This window comes from 'Nostoc azollae' 0708, assembly GCF_000196515.1.
GTDB lineage: Bacteria > Cyanobacteriota > Cyanobacteriia > Cyanobacteriales > Nostocaceae > Trichormus_B > Trichormus_B azollae.
Genome location: NC_014248.1, coordinates 3,612,613 through 3,632,288, shown reverse-complemented (window position 1 = coordinate 3,632,288; position 19,676 = coordinate 3,612,613). Strand labels below are relative to the sequence as shown.

Sequence of the window (19,676 nt, the reverse complement as noted above, 5' to 3'; positions counted from 1 at the left end):
TTAAAATTACTTTATTATATCCATCCTAAACCTTTAGTAATATCTGTAACAGTAATTACAGATACAACTAATTTATAACCAAATTATGATTCACATTGAAAGGAAGGTTGAAAAGGTTCACTTTAACTAGTTGTTGATCTAAATTAATCAGAATCAAAATTTGCTAAATCCAGTTTTTCTATGACCTCTTCACAGGAATAAATCCCCTCTTCTAAAATCTAAACAGTTAAGTTTATCTAGCTAAGCCGGATCAGTAATTTGTAAATCATAGAAATTACCACATAAGCAAAACAGACATCTAAATGTTCTTTTGTTTTTTGAATTGTATTTAATTTCCCATTGTAATACTTGTGAATTCATCATAGCTAATGAAGATTTAAGCAGTGAACTTTGCAAATCCTCATAACTTATGAATTGATCAGAATTACCTAATAATTGAGGTTCAGAAAAATATTTCTGAATTTCTGGTTTAATCAATTTTCTGACTTGTTCTAAGTAGCTTGTGCTAAAAGTTGCCATTTATAACTATAATGAATGAGCCAATTTTCTGGATGATGACATCTTACTTCAATCTAATAAAAGCAATTCTAATATTATCAAATAACTGTGGTTCACTACCATCTTGAGTACTGTAATGTTCTGGATATAATGTACCATTTCTTTTATTAGAATTTGGCCGCAACCACCCAGAACCACCAGTCTTTATACCAGCTATACAAATTCCACCATGCTTACTAGATTTAGCGATACAAGTAATATCAAAAATCTGCATTTTTCAGTCTTATTAGCATCCTGATTACCTAAGTAATACTAGAACATGACTATTTTATATATGAACAGTAATATTACGGCTGGCTTAAATAAACAAGTCAGAATATCCCATATAAATATAATTAGAGGTGATAAATTTTGATATTTTGATCAAGTTTACATTGCAAATATTCAGCTACTAATCATCGGTGACAATTGTGGGGTTTTAGTTCGCTACACAATAAACAGCTTTTATCTATAATATCTATAGATATGGGGACGTAAACAAAAATCAAGCCCAAATGTAGCCCAAACTGGCTTGATAAGAAGGAAACACGTCCGGATTTCAGTTGAACCAATCAATAAATAGAAAATATATGGCTGTTCTAAACCCTTCTAAAGCTTCAGTAAAAGTATTCAAAGGTTTCTTAGCCCACCTTGGTCTTAATCCTCCAGTCCACTGATGGCAAAGAATAAAAGTGTAGGTACAGCAAACCAAAATAAAATGGCGCAGTCAACTGCTTTTATCTCGAACTTGATATTCTTTGAGTCCTAACCATCCCTTGGCTTCCCTGTACACAACTTCTACCCAATTTCTTTGAGAATATGTATTAACTATCCGTTGGGGTGTGACAATTGATCAAGAAACATTGGTCATAAAGTACTCAATATCAGTGGCTTGAGAGAAAGTAGAAGCCTTGATGAAGATAGCAATATTCCCCTTTGCACTTAAGGGTGATATTTCTACTTCTTTAGTTACTACCCATAATCTTCTGGGTTTATCTAACTCCAGTTCAACTTCTGTAAAAGCATCTTGGGGTAAACTTTGTGCTAATTTATCTAACCTAATTACTGGTGGACTATCCTCTTGGTCACTGGCAAGGACTTTGGGATTTTTAGCTAATCCTCCTAACTACTTTAAATTCCGGTTTTCTATCTTTAATAAGAAAGATGTATTGTGGCCATATCCAGGATCTATAATTACTATTCCCGGTTGATAACCACGGCTTAATACCAATTCTCTATGAGGCTGCACAGAATAAAGTTTGATGAAACAGAGCTTCAAGGATGAAATCATAACTGGTCAAAGAGGAGATGACCTCAGAAGATAATTGAGCTAATTCATGTTGAACTCCTTGACGCAATTGGTCGAGATGTGAGAAACTTTCACCTTTGAACTGACGTTTAATAAACTGCCATAATCGCTCCATGGGGTTAAGTTGAGGAGAGTGAGATGGTTGAAAAATGGGAATAATATTTTTAGGGCAAGACAGTGCCAAAGCTTGGTGTGCAGAAGCTTGATCCATCTGCATTAATGCCATATCAGAACCTAATTCTTGAGATAGGACATCCAAGAATTTCTGAAAATTCTCACTGTTTAGATGAGGATATTCCTGACAAAAATGCCATCCAGAGGTGGGTTCAACAACTCCATAAAGCCAAAATGCTTTTCGTGGCCACTGCACCCTCACTACAGGTTTAACACCACGAGCCGTAATCACTCACTCGTCCAGTTTCGGTCTTCAAACCTAATCTGGTTTCGTCCTGGCACAGGTAACTCAGTCGTTTTCCCCCACCCAATAGTTTCTCTAAAGCTACCAAGGCAAGGGGGATGTTTTCTTAAAAAGGTTTATAGCTTGCTCATCTTGTGATGAGCTGATGGGTCGAGGTACTTTCAATTTTGCCCCTAGTTTGTAGGGCACTAAACTGTAAACTGTCTTGTATTTGACTTGGACGTGCCATTCTTGCTCTAGCCATTCCACAATTTGCCTATAACTGCTAAACCTTTGGGGGGATTCTAACTTTGATATTAGTTGTGATAGCATTTCACCTTGTATTAAAGGAGTTGCCCCAGGCGCAGTTTTTACCTCTCAAAGAGAAGATAGTCCTCCTTTTCCATACCTTTGTAACCATCCTGTTATTGTTGACCCATCTCTGCCCAATCTTCGGCTCACTTCTTGATGCTGGGTTACTTGTTCTGTTTTTATCCACCACAGCATTTGTAAACGTTCTTTGTCTAATGCTGTCCGCGCATTTTTCAGGCTTTTTGACAAATACTCAGCACTTTCTTGAACTTCTAGATTGAAAGGGCGTGCCATTGCTTCCTCATGAGTCTTTATCTTCCATGTTCTTTATTCTACAGTTCTATCTACACTCATTTAGACTTGGTATAAGGTCAGATGTATTAATTTAATTCATAACTCAGGTTTATTCTCAAATAGAGGGTCTTGTTTCCCTTTGGGTCAAGAATCACCGTGGTGATATAACTCTATATCTAATGGTAAGCTTTTACTGCCATCATATAGATGTGTTGTTACTACTACTATTCCAGTATCCCTTTTCCCAATTTCCCCAATATATTTTCTTCCTACTCCATCCCTAAAATTCCCCCTTTTTCTATGGACAGAATCATCAATTATTAAGCTAAATCCTCTGGTGATTCTCCTCTGACTACACTTGTTCATAATCTCTAACCGACCCTCATTGACTTGGGAACTGGACCAAGGTGCTTCAGTTAAAAAGTGGTGTAATCGTTGGTAGGTCACCCCTAGAGCATTCTCTACCATTTGAAATAGGTTTTTTCTCTCACTTTCACCCAATCATCCCCCTAAATCATGTCTAAAATCTCTTTTCTGCACTTGATGAGTAAATATATCATCAAATCACACCATCTTTCAAACCATGGTGCCATTGCTGGGGCAGTGGTTTCTTTCATCAGCTTCTTTGAACGTGAAAGCTACACGAAAATCCCATTATACTCCTTTTTACTCTTAACTGTTGTTTAAGTCCCGACATTTTCTTTTCAACTTGTCGTTGTGAAATCAAATAATTAAATTTTTCTGCGTAGCTATCCTACCTTATTTCTTTCTTTTTATAAGCATCCAGAATATGTTTAGTAGGTGCTAAATCAAGAATCTGGATATATTTAATACCCCCTTTCTGTAGAAAAAATTATAAATCTTGCTTCTTTGCAAATCCAGCCAGTTAGGAAACATTTTTAATCGAGTATCAATAACTCGCTTCACACCTGATTTGATAAATGTCTCGAAAAACTGTTCACCTTTTTAATAGTAAATAAGTTAACTTGTTCACTGATGATTATCTTCTGTTTTTGTATAAGCTACTCTTGCACTTCCTAACTGATAGATACGCTTTTTCTACTAAATCTTCACGGGAAAGTTATTTCCCCATAGTTTGTGTAGATTGCTTATCTAATAGAGAAAGTTGTTTAACATGACTTTTATTTTTGGTCGAAATTCTATATAAATTATGCTGTTTTAAGACTCTATTTGCTAAATCTTGATCCACTTCTAAATTGTCATTCTTACGAAAATGATAAACTTCTAAACCAGCACTTTCCAAATGTGGACAAATCAAAATTGCTCGATGACAAACTATAGGATCCTGTTCCGCACACATTAAACTAATTTGAAATTTTTCTGCCCCTTGAATTCAACGGATTTGAACCAATTCCAAAAGCCTCTGTTGCAGGATTCAAACCATATCTAGCCATTCCATCTACATACTACATAATATGTTCTATTAAAAGGACGAGCGCCTAAATTATCACCAAGGGGAACATAAGCAATATTTACGCTTTTGAGTGCTGCTTTTAAAGCCGATTAGTTAAACTGGGGCAATCTGCGACTATAGGGATGAGAATGCACATTAGCTAATGCTGTTACTTAATGTTGTTGTAAAAGTTAGATAAATTTTTCACTTAAATGATTGGAATGTCCAATAGTGAATGTTTTCATAATTTGTTATTATACAAAATAACGTATAAGTATTTTAACCGCCAAATGTAACCCATAAAGCAAAAGCTGATAATGCTAATTCTATAGATGTAGAAATGAATAACTTGGGGGGTAGCATGGGTTTAACTGAAATGAAAAACCCAAAAAAACACATACCACAACAGATAACTTTCAAGAAGCTGTTAATTTAGGTAAAAATGGAGCCCAACTAACTCGAATAGCGAAAACCAAAGCAGAGTGGTATCAAGTAGGTATAGAGTGGCAAAAAACTACTATAGAAATGCTGAAAAAAGTACCAACATCTAGTTCTGATTAGACCTATGACAGAATTAATTTTATGTTATAATTGACGGTTATCTTTGTTTTAGCTAAAGGTTAGAGTTACAGGGTTATATTTGAATTAGCGAGCCCAAAGAACACCAAAAATACATAAAATCTAAAACTCTCTATCATACCACATAAAGAATTTTGCAATAGGTCTATTATGCCGCACCACAATAAAAGATTCTTGATTATCAAAAATATTTAAACTACGCTAAGAAAATAGTTAATAGCAAATAGATCAACAACTAAAATAACCCTAATTCAATTTACATTAATTTTTCTCTAAGTGAAGGGATTTTTCACTATCTCTTTCAGAGACGCTCCGCGAACGTTCAGAATCACACTTTTAAACCATTTTTTAGTATATATCAAATAAAAAAAGCCCGCGCTTGCGGACTTTATTCATTTCAATAATTTACCGATTACTTCTTATTTTCCTGATAAGAAGTGTAATAAACCTTATCACCCGTATCTGGTACAAAATGGCAAACCTTAGCAGAATGCCATAAAGACTTCCAAATTGGTTCTTCAGACTTGTAGTAATAGTCACCCAAAATCGGTTTAATCGCCTCAGTTGCTTTCAATAAATTGTAATGAGGCATATTCAAAAAGATGTGATGGGCTACATGAGTACCGATATCATGATGGATATGGTTAAAAATCCCATAATCTCTATCAACGGTAGAAATTGCACCCTTCAAAAAAGTCCAATTATCACCACGATACCAAGGTAACTCTTGCTCAGTGTGATGCAAATAAGTCACTAAATCCAGCCAAATCACAAATACAATGTAAGGAGCAGCGTAGTATTTTAACAACCACATCCAACCCCATTGATAGGTGAGGAAACCTAGCAAACCTACCATGCAAATCCACAGGGTAGTGCTAGTGATAATATCCCATTTTTCTGAAGGCTTAAAAAGCGGAGTACTTGGTGAAAAATGTGAACCTTCTTTACCTGGAGTGCGCTGAAATAAATAAATAGGGTAAGCCAGTGGCAAAAAGAGATAATAGCGAACTACCTTTTGCAACAAAGGTAATTCTTGATATTTAGATTCACTTAAAGGATACCAACTTTCATCATTCTCCAAACTGCCAGTATTTTTGTGGTGAGTTCTGTGGCTAATTCTCCAACCATGATAAGGCACGAGAATAGGAATATGGGAAAGATGACCAACCAAATCATTTAGCCATTTATTATTAGAAAAAGATTGGTGTCCACAGTCATGACCAACTACAAATAAAGCCCAAAACATTGTTCCTTGCATGACCCAGAAAATTGGCCAGAAATACCAAGAGTCTAGATAATTTGCAACTGCATATAGCAAGGCAACTATGGCAACATCACGAAAAAAATAATACAGTGATTTAATCACACTGGGCTGAAAACATTCAGCCGGAATAGCAGCTTTTAAATCTTTAAGAGTAAAGGGAAGTTTACCTTCACCCTGAGATGAGTCAATACCAGAATTTTGGTTGAGTTGAAATATGTCTAATTGCACTGGATTTAATAATCTTGAATGGAAGTATTGGGAAAATATGGACAGGCAAGATGCCTGTCGTACAGGTTGTTATTTTTGAGCGTAATATTTGTCAAAAGTTATATAACCAATGTCAGTTTGATATAGTTGACATTCGTTAGTAATTTTTTTCATTAAGTCCCAAGAGAACTTACATTCATCATGAAGATAAGAAGCCCAATTTTCCTTGATACTGGCGTAAGCTAAACGCAAATTGTAAGAAGGAATGGAGGTAGAGATATGATGGGGAACGTGAACGTTAATATCGTGACAAAGGATTTCTACCCAACGAGGATAATCACAATGAATTGTTCCAAATAACTGTGCCATAGCCTCGTTCCATTTTTCAGCTGATCCAAAAGGAACGTCTGCGGTTGTGTGGTGAACAATGGTGAAGGTACTCATCCAGAAATGGTAAACCATCCAGGGGATAAACCAGAATTTAATAAAGCCCCAAACACCAGTGGTGATAATCAAACTTGGGAAAACAATAGCTGCAAATATTAATACTACAGCCACAGATAATTTAACACTAGCTTGGTCTTTTTTCTCGAATTTCCGGGCATCGAAATGCACAAGAGCCCAATGTCCAATAGAACCTACCCACCAGAGACGTTTCCGCATGAAAAGTTCAAATGCAGACTGTTTGGTTTTATCCCAATTTTCAAAAGTTTCTGGTCGGATGGGATGCCATGCGTTATCCTCATCTAGTTTATTTGTATGTTTATGGTGATGATTATGTTTAATTCTCCAGGTATGAAAAGGGTAAATTAAAAACATCATGGAAAAATGGCCAACTAAATCATTTACCCAACGACGCTTAGCAAATGAACGATGTCCGCAGTCATGACCTATGACAAAAAATCCTGTTAAAGCTGTGCCTGTAAAAATCCATGCTAACGGTAAAAGAAACCAGGGAGAAATTGCTAGGAAATAATAGCCTAATGCAGCCATAGCCAAACTGAGAACTACAGTAGTCCATGCTTTGCGGCTATTTTTCTGGAAGCATTCCTTGGGCAGACTTTTGATAATATGCTTTAGTTTGATTTGGTCTTTATCAAGGTCTGTGGAGACCAGAATTTCCTGGCTTTTGATGATTGATGTAGTCATGAATACCTGAAAAACAACAAAATGATCTACAAATTCACTCAAAAAATGAGTTTGCAGCAAAGTTTTGTAATATTAATTCCTGAGATTATAGCAACCTAATAGCAACTTAGGATAGATAAAAATTAAAAATTGAAAATTAAAAATTTTGTTTTTAATTGCTGTCATTAGCTAAATACTGTAGTTGCACATAAAAAGTCAATAGTTTTCCACCCAAAATTTGAACATAAAACTATTGACTTTGAAGATAAATTATGCGTTATGCTTTTCGCTCTGCCAGCTTGACATTTGTAGCGAGACCGAAGAGTTGTAGTAATTGAATAGTCATCCAAGTCATATCAATTTCCCACCATTCCAAACCATGACGGGCTGAGTATTGATAAGCATGGTGGTTATTATGCCAGCCTTCACCAAATACTAGTACAGCAACCCACCAGCAGTTAGTAGATCTGTCGCCAGAGTCATGACTTTGGTAACCGAACTTATGGGTAGCACTGTTCACTAACCATGTGCAGTGATAAACCCAAACGATGCGGACAAAAACGCCCCAAACCACGAAAGACCAACCACCCAAAAATAATAACACTGCACCCAGAACTAACTGGATTAAAATGAAATACTTTTGGAAAAACTGATAAACTGGGTCTCCTGCAATATCCTTTGTAAATCGGGGAATTTGGGAGTGCGCAGGAGAGTGGAAAATTAGCCAACCGATGTGACTCCACCAAAAACCCTTATTAGAATCATGCGGATCTTGTTCAGTATCAGAATGCAAATGATGAATACGATGTGTCCCTACCCACTCAATTGGTCCACCTTGACAGGCAAGAGTACCACAGAACACCAGAAAATACTCCAACCATTTAGGGGTTTGAAAACTTCGATGGGTAACGAGACGGTGAAAACCCAGAGTAATGCCTAAACCACCACTCACCCAGTAGAGGAATAATGCAACACCAACGGCTGTCCAGCTAAAGTTACCAGGAAAAAAGGCAAATAAAGCACCGATGTGCAGAGCGATGAAAAATAGGGTATTAACCCAGTTAATTTGAGGTTTAGTTGAGGTAGCAATTGTCATGCAGTAACCTTCATAGGAATTGTCTAGCCTAATCTGCGTGATTTACGAATCCGCATATTTAGATTATTTTTTTAAATGAGGAAACAATGAACAGCATAGAGCAGCTGCAAGAAGCAGAACAGGCGCTATTAGAGATTTTTTCTGGAATTGACGCACAGGTCAAGCATAATCTTCAAAGAGTGCTAACAGCATTTCGTAATCATCGAGTAGGGGCGCACCACTTTGCGAGTGTAAGCGGTTATGGACATGATGATTTAGGGAGAGAAACCTTAGATCAAGTTTTTGCCCAAGTAATGGGAGCAGAAGCTGCGTTGGTGCGAGTGCAGATTGTATCAGGAACTCATGCGATCACCTGTGCGCTTTATGGAGTGCTTCGGCCTGGGGATGAAATGTTAGCAGTGATTGGTTCTCCCTACGATACTTTGGAAGAGGTAATTGGCTTGCGTGGTCAAGGCCAAGGGTCTCTTATTGATTTTGGCATAAAATACCGCCAACTAGAACTAAACGAAGAAGGAAAAATAGATTGGCAAGCATTACAGCACGGAATTCAAGAAAATACCAAATTAGTATTAATTCAACGTTCCTGTGGATATTTATGGAGGCCAAGCCTCTCTATACAAGAGATTGAAAAAATCATTCACATAGTCAAACAGCAAAACCCCAACACTGTATGTTTCGTAGATAACTGTTATGGCGAATTTATTGATATTAAAGAACCTACTCATGTAGGTGCTGACTTAATGGCCGGGTCATTAATTAAAAATCCTGGCGGTACATTAGTTACAGCAGGGGGATATATAGCAGGAAGAGCAGACCTAGTAGAAGCTGCAGCTTGTAGACTAACAGCCCCCGGAATAGGTAGTGCTGGAGGAGCGACCTTCGACCAAAACCGCCTCTTATTCCAGGGATTATTTTTAGCACCGCAGATGGTTGGGGAAGCTATGAAAGGAACATACCTAACAGGATACGTATTTGACAAACTTGGATATCCAGTTAACCCCCCACCCTTAGCACCACGAGGAGATGTCATCCAAGCGATTAAACTGGGTTCAGCCAAAAAGCTGATCGCCTTTTGTAAAGCCATCCAACAGTCTTCACCCATCGGGTCTTATCTCGACCCTATACCCGACGATATGCCAGGCTATGAAAGCGAAGTAGTCATGGCTGGAGGCACATTTATTGAAGGCAGCACCTTGGAATTATCAGCTGATGGCCCATTACGTGAGCCTTATGTTGTGTATTGTCAAGGGGGTACACATTGGACTCATGTAGCAATCGCTTTACAGGCAGCTATTGAGGCTGTAGGAGAAGCTTAGGACGAGTTTCGCGCGGAACCTATTCTGGTAAATTATACTGTCCCACGATCCGCCTCGCAAACTCTGGTAAGTGGGCTTCCAGTTTCTCAGGATGATTCCGCTTTACATATAAGTAATTTCTAGCAAAGTGGGAATCTATGGAAAATCTCCCATATTCCAAACCCTTGGGTCCAATTTTATCTATGACTACTCCCATTAATTTCGCTACCCACATCGGTAAGGTAACGGCTTTATCATAGGCTTCTATACCTTGTTGTACAGCGGGTTTTCTATCTCCTTGGAACATAACAGGTTGAGTTTCAAGTTGGTCTTTCACAAGTTCTAACATTTCTTGTCCGGTATCATTTCTCACAAGTATCCATTGCCAGGGGAAGGGTGCGCCCATATAACCCACAACTATATCAGCGAGGGAGTTGACGTAATCAAAGCAACTCATACAGGATGGGGCGAAAATGTCTTTGAGGATGTTGGTTTTTAAGCCAAAGAAGGGTACTGTTTCTTCTGAACCGTCTTCGTGTTTGAAGTGTACCCGGAAGTCTTGCATGAATTCGTAACTGACGACTGTTGCAGGCGATCGGCTGGTGGTTTCTAGGAATTTCTGTAGTCCGGCACGGGTAACGTTATCTACACATGGTGTTCCTAGTACGTAGAGTTTTTCTAAACCCAGTTTTTTTTCTATGGCGCGTAATGCTTGGATTTGACAACCTACACCTATGACTAATAACCTCTTCATTCCTGATTCTTCTATCTGTTCTAATACGGATAGGTTGGGGGAAAGGGTCGGTTTATTTACTTTTGCTGCTAGTATTTCTTCGGTGGTTCGCGCTATGATGGGCATAGGTTGAAAGCGGTCTTCTTTGGTGTTTTGCACACATACCACGCCTTCAACTAAGCCACGGTTGAGCATTTCTATAGCTATGCTGCTAACTATTCCTGTCCATTGTGCGCCTTCTATCGGTTGTAGCTTGCGTGCGGACATCATTTCTTGATGAACACCGAAATAGAGTTCGTTTTCGTCTTCTAGGTTGCGGGGGCGGTTATGGGTAGTTGTTTCTAGTTGATCTATTTTTTGGGTGATGAAAGCACAAGCTTCTTTGACGTAGTGGATATAGTAGGTGTCGCATAGTCCGCATTCACTACATAGTTCTTTAGCGGGGCGTACGCTTCCGGGTTTAAGGGCTTTGGCTTTTTTGTGATTGCTGGACTCTATGGAGGTCATATATTTTGTTTGTTTTTATCCAATATCGCTTTTATTACGATACCGTTAGGGGTTGTGAAGTTGGTTGGCGTTTTAAGTTGGATAAGAGTTTTGTCTCACGCAAAGGCGCAGAGAGGGATGCAAAAGGGGGGAGTTTTGAGTGATGGATAGTTTGTTTGTTTTTATTTAATTTTTTATAAGTTTTGTTGTAACTTTATTCTGCAATTGAGTAATTATACTTCGCTAGGTATGAAAAGTCGTATGTTAGTTTTTTACCATGGCTCTAAATTCAAAAGTATAAAAACTTCCAAGTAAAAAGCGCGAAGAAGATCAAATTACATAAGTAGCAGCTGCTGGTGCTGTTGTTGGGCATGCTGCTTATGGTTTCAAGGAACTTTTTGACTAAGTTATAGATAGCCAAGATTAAGAGGCTATTGATAAAGTAAATGTAAAGGGGAGTAGAAAAGGAATATTGGAAGGATAGGATACATAAAATGTAGTGTATTTACATAGCTCCTAATGGAACGAAAGTCTTACCCCACAGACTTAACTGATATGGAGTGGGAAATCCTGGCCACATTGATTCCACCAGCCAAAGAAGGAGGGCATCCACCCACAACAGATATGGGTGAAATATGTAATGCCATCTATTATCATTTGAAAGCTGGATGTCAATGGAATATGCTTCCAGGTGACTTCCCGCCAAGGTCAACGGTATATAGCTATTACAGTAAATGGCAGGGCCAGGGGGTTTGGGAAAAATTCAACCATACATTGGGTGGTCAAGTTCGCTCGAAATTAGGTAAATCAACACAACCTACCGCGCTCGCTGCAGACAGTCAGTCGGTCAAAACTGACCAAAAAAAGGGGATGTGTATGGTTTTGACGGATGTAAAAAGGTAAAAGGGAGAAAGGGGCAGACTTTAGTTGATAGCCTTGGACTTGTGTTGAAACTTGTTGTTAGTAAAGCCAATGCCCCAGAACGAATACTTGCTGCCTATGCACTAATGGAACTGCTAGAGGAACCCACAGAATTATTGGAAAAAGTCCAAGTTTTATGGGTTGATTCCGGTTATGACGGTGATAAATTTGCACTTGCAGTTTGGTTCATGATTCAAGCTCATGTTGAAGTCATAGGACCTACTGAGTAAGAATTTAAAGTTTTACCACAACCCTGGGTAGTAGAAAGAACATTTGGGTGGTTTAAGCAATATCATCGTCTAAGCAAGGATTATGAGCGTTTAACACAAATGAGGGAGGGGGCTATATATGCTCTTATGACTAGGATTATGCTACTTCCTCTTGTCTCCTAAACATTTACCTTATAAATAATCTCTAACTGAATTTTCAAATTTTTATTAATAAACCTTCGGTTAATTTATCGAAGTTTTTTTCGGTTAAGAATATATATTATTATTATTTTATGCCTGAATAAATATGCTCGTTTAACTTCTATGAAGTTATCTAAAATTCACAAAAAAATTAATAAAAATAATGAGAATCATATCAGAACATATCGAAATTAGAACTAGCAGTGCAAATGTATTTACACAAATTAATTCTGTATCTGAACTGCGTGATGTAGAGCCTCAAAACTGGGCTTAGGAAGCGTTACAAAATTTAGCAAAAAAGTATCAATGCATAGAAGGTAACATGAACGGCTTTTATTTAGGTGATATAACTATTACTCGCTATTAATTTCCTATGGGGTTAAACACTTGTTTAAAAAACATAACCCCATTAATTAATTATGGAGGGAAAATTGAAGAAGATGATTTACATAAAATAAAACAATTACAAACTCAATTTTTTTCATAATTAACCGCATTAAGAACAAGATTAGATAGTCTTGAACAGCATGTCCTTCCCTTAGAAGAACAACAATTTTCTACAACCACAAAACTAAACGGTTCAGCTTGGATAAACTTAACTGGAGTATGTACAGGGGATAATGTCAAATTTGAAGCTTTACCAAATACCTCTTTAGATGCTCGTTTTGCAGGTAGGAGACATAGCACTACAGGAAAACCATTAATTAATACTATTAGTGATATTCAAGTGATTTTAAGTAGTTTAGTCTGGGTGACATTAAATTCCTCTTTTACTGGCAAAGATTTATTAACTGTACAATTAGCAGCAGGAAATGGCGCTTCACCCATTAATCAATTCATTTCTCCTGGTTTTCTTAATACCTATGGTAATGTTTATACAGATCAAACATCTGGAGATGTCCTAATTCAAGATTTATTCTACTCATTGCCTCTCACAGATGCAGTTAAATTAACATTAGGACCGACAGTAAACTGGTTTAATTATTTTGACTTTAACTTTGACTTTAACAATTCTACCTCTTACTTAAATGGAGCAAGTATTTATGCTTCTGTTGCCAGCACTCAAAGCGGTGTAAAATTAAACATCCAGCTTCCCAAAAGCTAAGTTCGATTCTATCAGTATTTTTCAATGGCTAGTTATAGATAATATTAATTGTTGCGATTATACAATAAAAATATTCTCAAGAAAAACTACATACACAGAAGGCTTAAGAAAGCTACATCAAGATCAGTTGAGGTATAAGATGATGGAATTGATTTTTTATGCAATATTCCTAGTTTCCACACACAAGCTAAGTCCTTGAATAAACTTGAAGTCATGAAAAAATAGAAACAAAGATACGGGTTATTTTTACCTAAAACAGACATAATCTATCAGAAAACTTCATGTATTTTTGTATCTAACTTACTAAAGAAAATATGTGGAAAATTAGAGAAGCATAAATATAAACTATATAAACATTCATAAGGGAGTGAACGGTTATGACCTGGGACTATCTTAAAAACTGACTTCACTTATGTCAGTTGATTGTTCTTGTGAATAAGGACGAAAAACCATGACTAAGCCACACCTATCTCCAGATGATTTACCTTCCTATAAAACTACTCAAATCAGTGAAATATTGCTCAGTCAACTGGAAGAAGTAACTAAAAAGCGCTTTTTCCTAGCTTGCCATAGCATGATACGCATTTATTTATCTAAATTTCACTGGTACTTTAAGGTTAATAGCGGTATTTTGATGTTAATTATGGTTTGTCATGATATCGAAAGTTATCAAAACATCATGACGACTGTTCCCTACTTATCCGAAACGTTAAAACGGTTTGCTAACAAAGCTAAAATCAGTATTAGTTCACCAGTTAATAACGGTGTCCCTTGGGTAATTAGCATAGATAAAGCTTGGAATGGAGATGATTTACCTAATACGTAAATAATTATCAACAATTAGCTGATTTAGCGGTATTGGAGCACACTGATTATTAAGAGTCCATTTCCGCTAATTCTAACCAGCGTTCTGTGGCTACATCAATTACTTGCTTTAGTAATTCCACCTGTCCATACAGTTTTTGTACTTGGCTGTAATTCCCAGGAGTAGCAGTTACTAATGCTTTTTCAACAGAGGCTTTTTCCTCTTCTAATTTAGCAATTTTACCTTCTAGCTGCTCAAATTCCCGCTTTTCCCAATTAGATAATCTCCGTCGTTTTTTAGCTTCTATTTCTGGAGATGTAACCTTTTCATAAGTGACAGTTTTACTCTTTTCTTTTGTATTCAGTATTTCTTGTTGTGCTTCTTCAGCCTTTTTGTAATCTAAATAAACTGAATAATTACCAGGATATTGTTTAATATAACCACCTTCTTCTAAAGCAAATATAGTATCTATGGTACGATCTAAAAAGTAGCGGTCATGGGACACTACAATTACACATCCGGTAAAATCCTCTAAATATTCTTCTAATATCGCCAATGTCTGTACATCTAAATCATTGGTTGGTTCATCTAATATTAAGACATTAGGCGCACTGATAAGTAGCCGTAAGAGAAATAAACGCCGTTTTTCTCCACCTGAAAGCTTACAGATTGGTGCATATTGCTGACTTCCTAGAAACAAAAATCTCTCTAACATTTGGGAAGCTGTAATTTTTGTTCCATCAGCTATTTGTAAAAATTCGCCTTCTTCTTTAATGTAGTCAATTACTCGTTGATTTTCATTTAAAGCGGTGAGTAAGTCTTCAGAATGTTGATCAAAATAACCAATGTGAATGGTACTACCAATTTCGACATTTCCAGAATCAGGCTGAATTTGTCTGGTGATAACCTTCATTAAGGTAGATTTACCCGCACCATTAGCACCAATAATTCCAATACGGTCTTCTGGACTAAATTCGTAGGTGAAGTTATTAATTAAAGTACTGCCATCATAGGCTTTACTAATGTTATTTAGTTCAATAACTTTTTTACCAATGCGACGGCTAACTGTGGAAATATCTACTTTACCCTGCGCTTGTTTAAGTTCAGTGTCACGCATGGCGTGAACACGGTCAGTTCTCGCTTTTTGTTTGGTACTTCTAGCTTTTGGTCCCCGTTTGAGCCATTCTAATTCTCTTCTTAATGCACCTTGATGCTTACGTTGACTACTGACCGCATATTCTTGGGCTAATGCTTTCTTTTCCAAGTAATAGGAATAGTTACCTGTATAGGTGTAAATATCACCTCTATCAATTTCGATAATTCTATTAGTAACTTTATCGAGAAAATAGCGGTCGTGGGTAATAACAAAAAGTGCGCCACGATAACGACTTAAATAACTTTGTAACCATTCCACAGACAACGCATCAAGATGGTTTGTTGGTTCGTCCATCAGTAATACATCTGGTTCTGCTAATAGGGCTGTTGCTAGTACAATGCGTTTGCGATAGCCTCCAGATAATGTTCCGACTTTCACATCAAAGTCAGCAATTCCTAATTTTGTTAAAATGATTTTGGCATTGGTTTCTAGTTCCCATGCACCTGTAGAGTCCATGCGCTGCATTACTACAGAAAGATGAGACATTAACTGACTATCTTCTGGATAATGAGCTAATTTATCAGAAAGTCCTTCATATTCTCGCACCAAAGCCATCTGCTCTCCACTGTCAGCAAAGACTTGTTCTAAAACTGTGCGATTTTCATCTACATCTGGCTGTTGGGGTAAGTAGATAATTTTAGAACCGGAGTTAACTAAAATTTGACCACTGTCAATTGTTTCTAACCCTGCTATTATTTTTAGTAATGTTGATTTCCCAGAACCGTTAGCACCAATTAAACCAACTTTATCGGTGACATCAAGGCTAAAACTGGCATCTTTTAGGATCTCTTTGATACCCAAGTCTTTTTTAACTGATTGTAGTGTAATAATACTCATAAATATTTACCCACTGTTCATTTATAATTTTAGTTATTCTCTCCTATTTCTTGTCAAACGAACAAATCAATAGGTAAATGTCCATACATTTCGTTAATTCCAGTTTCGTAATTAGATTGACACGAAACTAAAACTCCGCGATGATGACCATAATAAGAGTCGAGATAACACAGTCCATTTTTACCATTTAGTTTGATATAAACTGCTCCTTCAGGGGTTGGTAAATTGTCGGGAGCTTCATAATGAAAAGCACGAGAATAGGTTTTCATGGCCATAATTCCTTCTTCTGCTGTCTCTGCACAGATTCCCAAAATTTGGTAATCTGAAAGGCTGGCCATAAAAATTAATGCTTGACGAGTTAAAACTTTTTCTGATGGTTTGAGAATAGGAGCAATATCCAAACAGTTGAATTTGTTGAGAATTTTTTTGGCTTCTTGGACTGTGAGCTTGGGATCTTGAGGAGTAGGCATATATTTATTTATTATGCTTTTGGTATGGTTTACGGTGAGTAAGATGAGACTGGACTCACCTTACTAGTATTTTTAACTAAAATCAAGACTGGTTTTCCATCTTCCCTCAGTTGAAAATGAAGGGTATGCTACCTTGGGAATTTTCACCCATAACTAGTACATTTGGCATTTTTGCGCCGCCTGTTTTCCAAGCTTCAATTGCTTCTTCCTGTAGAACCAATTGTCCTCCTTGAGCTTTGAGGGTTTCTGCTAAGAGTCTTTCAGCTTCGGCTTTACCTTTAGCACGATTAATTTCTGCTTGGGCTTCTTGTTCGGCTTCTCTTGCTATATAGACGGCTCTTTGCGCTCGCTGTTCCGCAATTTGTTTTTCTTCAACTGCTCGCGCAAATTCTGGTGAGAAGGTGAGGTCAACTACGCTCGTATCTAATACGATTATCCCATATTTATCTAAGCGATCACCTAATGCTGTATCAAAGTCTTCTTTTAATTCACTTCGTTTGGTAATTACTTCTTCTACTGTCCTTCTTGCTGCTGCTATTTTAAATGCTTCCTGGGTCTGGGTCCCGATGATTTTTGATACAATATTTGCTAAACTACCTTTTTTTCTTCTGATTTCAACTACTTTCATCGGATCTATCCGAAAGTTGATTGTAAATCTCGCAGTTAAATTTTGCAAATCTTTTGTGGAACTTTCTGCGGGAATTTCAAACTTTTGTACTGTCAAATCATACACATCCGTTACGGTGATAAATGGTGGTTTTAAGTGAATACCTTCCAGCAATGCTGCATCTTTAGCTTTACCTAAAATACTGATTACCCCAGCTTGTCCAGGGTTGATAATTACAAAAGAATTTATCCCGAATAATACTACCAATGCTAATAAAATCCCGAAAATAGTAGTTGAGAAATGCCCTATGTGTTTAGTATTCAACTTTCGATGTCCTAGTAAATTACTATTGGTAATTCTTGAATCAAATAACACATAACATACAATAAAGAATGATCATTAATAACCTAAATTATGTGACAATATTATTTTACAGTCACTGTATACCGTTGTGACTACAGAATTAAAATCTTATCGGTTATTAAGAAGGCGTAGACATTCTACACATCCCCTGGAGCACCTATTTGACTATGGATATCAGTATAATCAGCAAATTTGGCTTCCAACTGGTGCTTCTATCCTCAGTAAAGTTTTTGATCTAGTACCACCAGCATTAATCGGTATTGCGGTGGATGTGGTTGTCAAATAACAGGATTGATTCTATCATTGCTCAGTTAGGTGTTAAAGATATTACTTAGCAATTTGTAATTTTATCATTTCTCTCAGTTATTACTTGGATATTAGAATATTTTTTTGAGTATCACTATTTTGGACAGAATGTTCAGCATAATTTACGACTGGATGCATATAAACACCTACAAAATTTGGAATTAGCTTATTTTGAAGAACAGAGTAAAGGTGTTTTAATGTCAGTCCTCAGTGATGAGGTTAACCAATTAGAGCGTTTTTTAGATGTGGGTGCCAAAGATATTATTCAAGTAGTGAAAACTATTGTCATTATTAGCAGTTCATTTTTTATGATGCTCCTAGTGCGGCATGGATGACAATGTTTCCTATGCCTTTTATTCTAGGAGATTGAATAGCTTTTCAGAAATTAACTGCACCCCGTTATGCTGATGTTCGACAAAAGTAGGTTTCCTGAATGGTACAGCATCGAATAATCTGAGCGGTATTACTACTATTAAAAGTTTTATATCTGAGGATTATGGAACGGCGCACGCAGGAACTAAAGGTGATGCTAGTTACCGAAATAATACTAAGGTAATTGCTCTTTCTGTAGCTCTTATTTCCTTAATCGAGATGTTAATTTTAGATGCTTTAATGGTATTATTAATTTTGGGTGGAATGGAAGGATTTGCGGGGCAATTACCTGTAGGTGCTTATAGTTCATTGGTGTTTTCAGTTCAACTTTTACTTTTGCCTTTAACTAGATTAGGAGATACTTTTGATTTATATGAAAGGACAATTGCTTTTAGTAATCGAGTGATGGATTTATTAGATACTCCAATTGATATTCATACAGCAAGTATTAATCTTCCAGTGGATTTAGTGCGGGGGACTGTGGAATTTCAAAATGTGACTTTTGCGTATAAAGATAGACGAGCAGTAATTAAAAATCTATGGAAATACCCGCAGGAAATAAGATCGCTATTGTTGGTTCTATCGGTTCTGATAAAGGCACGCTGGTGAAAGTTTTGTTGCGGTGATATGAAGCGCAGCATGGAAAAATAACTGTAGATGGGGTGAATTTACAAAGTTTAAATTTGCGAGATTTACGTCGTTCTATTGGTTGGGTAAGTTAGGATGTGTTTTTACTTCATGGTACGGTAGCTGAAAATATTGCTTATATATGGGACTTTTAAATATTGCTTATGGGACTTTTGATGCCAAAAATGAAGATATAATCATGGGTGCAAAAGTCGCTGAAGGTGATGATTTTATTATGCGCTTGCCCCAGGTTATGAAACAATTGTAGGAGAAAGGGGGTAAAAGTTATCTGGTGGAGAAAGACAAAGAATTGCGCTCGCACGCGCTGTGTTGAAATATGCACCCATTTTGATCTTAGATGAAGCTACCTAAGCCGTGGATAATGAAACAGAAGCCGCTATTCAGCGTTCTCTAGATAGGATTACAGTGAATCGAACTACAATTGCGATCGCTCATCGTCTTTCTACAATTCGCAACGCTGATTGCATTTATGTCATGGAACATGGATAATTAGTAGAATCAGGAACTCATGAACAACTCCTGGAGAAAGATAGCCTTTACGCTAGTCTCTGGCGTGCCCAATCAGGGTTAAAGTAAGTTTCATGCCTAGATAGCGATGAAAAAGACCTAAAATAGCCAAAACCAA

General features: G+C 37.0%; 16 protein-coding genes and 5 pseudogenes. 6 read left to right on the top strand and 15 right to left on the bottom strand.

The annotated features are described in order from the left end of the window. Nucleotides 1-240 precede the first annotated feature (240 nt). The 11 genes and pseudogenes from AAZO_RS16985 to AAZO_RS16940 form a co-directional block, all read right to left on the bottom strand. Complete coding sequence (locus AAZO_RS16985; RefSeq protein WP_013192169.1) at nucleotides 241-519, bottom strand: dual OB domain-containing protein; 279 nt, start codon at nucleotides 517-519, stop codon at nucleotides 241-243. A gap of 43 nt (nucleotides 520-562) precedes the next feature. Beyond that, the gene (locus AAZO_RS16980; RefSeq protein WP_013192168.1) at nucleotides 563-772 is read right to left on the bottom strand and encodes a dual OB domain-containing protein; all 210 of its coding nucleotides are present in this window, start codon (nucleotides 770-772) and stop codon (nucleotides 563-565) included. 324 nt (nucleotides 773-1,096) lie between these two features. Further along, a pseudogene (locus tag AAZO_RS38970) lies at nucleotides 1,097-1,762 on the bottom strand (transposase); the annotation flags it as partial. Nucleotides 1,763-1,772: 10 nt separating this feature from the next. Next, nucleotides 1,773-2,252, bottom strand: coding sequence for a transposase (locus AAZO_RS16970; protein WP_041641244.1), 480 nt, complete (start codon nucleotides 2,250-2,252; stop codon nucleotides 1,773-1,775). A 93-nt stretch (nucleotides 2,253-2,345) separates the two neighbouring features. Next, the gene (locus AAZO_RS43940) at nucleotides 2,346-2,576 is read right to left on the bottom strand and encodes a winged helix-turn-helix domain-containing protein (RefSeq protein ID WP_049790495.1); all 231 of its coding nucleotides are present in this window, start codon (nucleotides 2,574-2,576) and stop codon (nucleotides 2,346-2,348) included. 45 nt (nucleotides 2,577-2,621) lie between these two features. After that, nucleotides 2,622-2,849, bottom strand: coding sequence for a helix-turn-helix domain-containing protein (locus AAZO_RS34080; protein WP_041640488.1), 228 nt, complete (start codon nucleotides 2,847-2,849; stop codon nucleotides 2,622-2,624). Nucleotides 2,850-2,996: 147 nt separating this feature from the next. After that, nucleotides 2,997-3,466, bottom strand: a pseudogene (locus tag AAZO_RS16960) (transposase); the annotation flags it as partial. 464 nt (nucleotides 3,467-3,930) lie between these two features. Next, the gene (locus tag AAZO_RS38965) at nucleotides 3,931-4,170 is read right to left on the bottom strand and encodes a DUF488 domain-containing protein (protein WP_228371258.1); all 240 of its coding nucleotides are present in this window, start codon (nucleotides 4,168-4,170) and stop codon (nucleotides 3,931-3,933) included. A 1,084-nt stretch (nucleotides 4,171-5,254) separates the two neighbouring features. Continuing rightward, entirely contained in the window at nucleotides 5,255-6,334 is a 1,080-nt protein-coding gene (locus AAZO_RS16950) for a fatty acid desaturase (protein ID WP_013192167.1), read from the bottom strand. Between the two features lie 69 nt (nucleotides 6,335-6,403). Continuing rightward, nucleotides 6,404-7,462: a fatty acid desaturase gene (locus AAZO_RS16945; RefSeq protein ID WP_013192166.1), complete on the bottom strand. Its 1,059-nt coding sequence runs from the start codon at nucleotides 7,460-7,462 to the stop codon at nucleotides 6,404-6,406. A 256-nt stretch (nucleotides 7,463-7,718) separates the two neighbouring features. After that, the gene (locus tag AAZO_RS16940; protein ID WP_013192165.1) at nucleotides 7,719-8,537 is read right to left on the bottom strand and encodes an acyl-CoA desaturase; all 819 of its coding nucleotides are present in this window, start codon (nucleotides 8,535-8,537) and stop codon (nucleotides 7,719-7,721) included. Nucleotides 8,538-8,623: 86 nt separating this feature from the next. Between AAZO_RS16940 and AAZO_RS16935 the strand changes: the two genes are divergently transcribed. Then, nucleotides 8,624-9,853: a methionine gamma-lyase family protein gene (locus tag AAZO_RS16935; protein WP_013192164.1), complete on the top strand. Its 1,230-nt coding sequence runs from the start codon at nucleotides 8,624-8,626 to the stop codon at nucleotides 9,851-9,853. Nucleotides 9,854-9,872: 19 nt separating this feature from the next. Here the strand turns inward: AAZO_RS16935 and AAZO_RS16930 are convergent, their stop codons facing one another. Continuing rightward, the gene (locus AAZO_RS16930; protein WP_013192163.1) at nucleotides 9,873-11,072 is read right to left on the bottom strand and encodes a Coenzyme F420 hydrogenase/dehydrogenase, beta subunit C-terminal domain; all 1,200 of its coding nucleotides are present in this window, start codon (nucleotides 11,070-11,072) and stop codon (nucleotides 9,873-9,875) included. Between the two features lie 5 nt (nucleotides 11,073-11,077). On the opposite strand from AAZO_RS16930, the gene AAZO_RS35565 reads away from it, so the two are divergent. The 4 genes and pseudogenes from AAZO_RS35565 to AAZO_RS16910 all read left to right on the top strand — a co-directional run bounded on the left by AAZO_RS35565 (nucleotide 11,078) and on the right by AAZO_RS16910 (nucleotide 14,313). Then, complete coding sequence (locus AAZO_RS35565; protein ID WP_187289509.1) at nucleotides 11,078-11,215, top strand: hypothetical protein; 138 nt, start codon at nucleotides 11,078-11,080, stop codon at nucleotides 11,213-11,215. Nucleotides 11,216-11,570: 355 nt separating this feature from the next. Then, a pseudogene (locus tag AAZO_RS31020) lies at nucleotides 11,571-12,364 on the top strand (IS5 family transposase). A 520-nt stretch (nucleotides 12,365-12,884) separates the two neighbouring features. Continuing rightward, nucleotides 12,885-13,487 (top strand): annotated as a pseudogene (locus tag AAZO_RS35560) (carbohydrate porin); the annotation flags it as partial. A 451-nt stretch (nucleotides 13,488-13,938) separates the two neighbouring features. Beyond that, nucleotides 13,939-14,313 carry a hypothetical protein gene (locus tag AAZO_RS16910; protein ID WP_013192161.1) on the top strand — a complete coding sequence of 125 codons (375 nt, stop codon included), beginning with the start codon at nucleotides 13,939-13,941 and terminating at the stop codon, nucleotides 14,311-14,313. 49 nt (nucleotides 14,314-14,362) lie between these two features. Here AAZO_RS16910 and AAZO_RS16905 read toward each other — a convergent pair whose 3' ends face one another. The 3 genes from AAZO_RS16905 to AAZO_RS16895 form a co-directional block, all read right to left on the bottom strand. After that, complete coding sequence (locus tag AAZO_RS16905; RefSeq protein WP_013192160.1) at nucleotides 14,363-16,285, bottom strand: ABC-F family ATP-binding cassette domain-containing protein; 1,923 nt, start codon at nucleotides 16,283-16,285, stop codon at nucleotides 14,363-14,365. Between the two features lie 53 nt (nucleotides 16,286-16,338). After that, a complete protein-coding gene (locus AAZO_RS16900) occupies nucleotides 16,339-16,755 on the bottom strand; it encodes a DUF1824 family protein (protein ID WP_013192159.1) in 417 nt (138 codons plus the stop codon). A 106-nt stretch (nucleotides 16,756-16,861) separates the two neighbouring features. Beyond that, the gene (locus tag AAZO_RS16895) at nucleotides 16,862-17,686 is read right to left on the bottom strand and encodes a prohibitin family protein (RefSeq protein WP_085940229.1); all 825 of its coding nucleotides are present in this window, start codon (nucleotides 17,684-17,686) and stop codon (nucleotides 16,862-16,864) included. Nucleotides 17,687-17,813: 127 nt separating this feature from the next. Between AAZO_RS16895 and AAZO_RS16890 the strand changes: the two are divergent. After that, nucleotides 17,814-19,627, top strand: a pseudogene (locus AAZO_RS16890) (ABC transporter ATP-binding protein). Nucleotides 19,628-19,676: the final 49 nt, after the last annotated feature.

Excerpts from the sequence above, each read along its gene's own strand:
- AAZO_RS16985 (WP_013192169.1), bottom strand. The coding sequence starts at position 519 with ATGGCAACTTTTAGCACAAGCTACTTAGAACAAGTCAGAAAATTGATT.
- AAZO_RS16980 (WP_013192168.1), bottom strand. The coding sequence starts at position 772 with ATGCAGATTTTTGATATTACTTGTATCGCTAAATCTAGTAAGCATGGT.
- AAZO_RS43940 (WP_049790495.1), bottom strand. The coding sequence starts at position 2,576 with ATGCTATCACAACTAATATCAAAGTTAGAATCCCCCCAAAGGTTTAGC.
- AAZO_RS34080 (WP_041640488.1), bottom strand. The coding sequence starts at position 2,849 with ATGGCACGCCCTTTCAATCTAGAAGTTCAAGAAAGTGCTGAGTATTTG.
- AAZO_RS38965 (WP_228371258.1), bottom strand. The coding sequence starts at position 4,170 with ATGTGTGCGGAACAGGATCCTATAGTTTGTCATCGAGCAATTTTGATT.
- AAZO_RS16945 (WP_013192166.1), bottom strand. The coding sequence starts at position 7,462 with ATGACTACATCAATCATCAAAAGCCAGGAAATTCTGGTCTCCACAGAC.
- AAZO_RS16940 (WP_013192165.1), bottom strand. The coding sequence starts at position 8,537 with ATGACAATTGCTACCTCAACTAAACCTCAAATTAACTGGGTTAATACC.
- AAZO_RS16935 (WP_013192164.1), top strand. The coding sequence starts at position 8,624 with ATGAACAGCATAGAGCAGCTGCAAGAAGCAGAACAGGCGCTATTAGAG.
- AAZO_RS16930 (WP_013192163.1), bottom strand. The coding sequence starts at position 11,072 with ATGACCTCCATAGAGTCCAGCAATCACAAAAAAGCCAAAGCCCTTAAA.
- AAZO_RS16910 (WP_013192161.1), top strand. The coding sequence starts at position 13,939 with ATGACTAAGCCACACCTATCTCCAGATGATTTACCTTCCTATAAAACT.
- AAZO_RS16905 (WP_013192160.1), bottom strand. The coding sequence starts at position 16,285 with ATGAGTATTATTACACTACAATCAGTTAAAAAAGACTTGGGTATCAAA.
- AAZO_RS16900 (WP_013192159.1), bottom strand. The coding sequence starts at position 16,755 with ATGCCTACTCCTCAAGATCCCAAGCTCACAGTCCAAGAAGCCAAAAAA.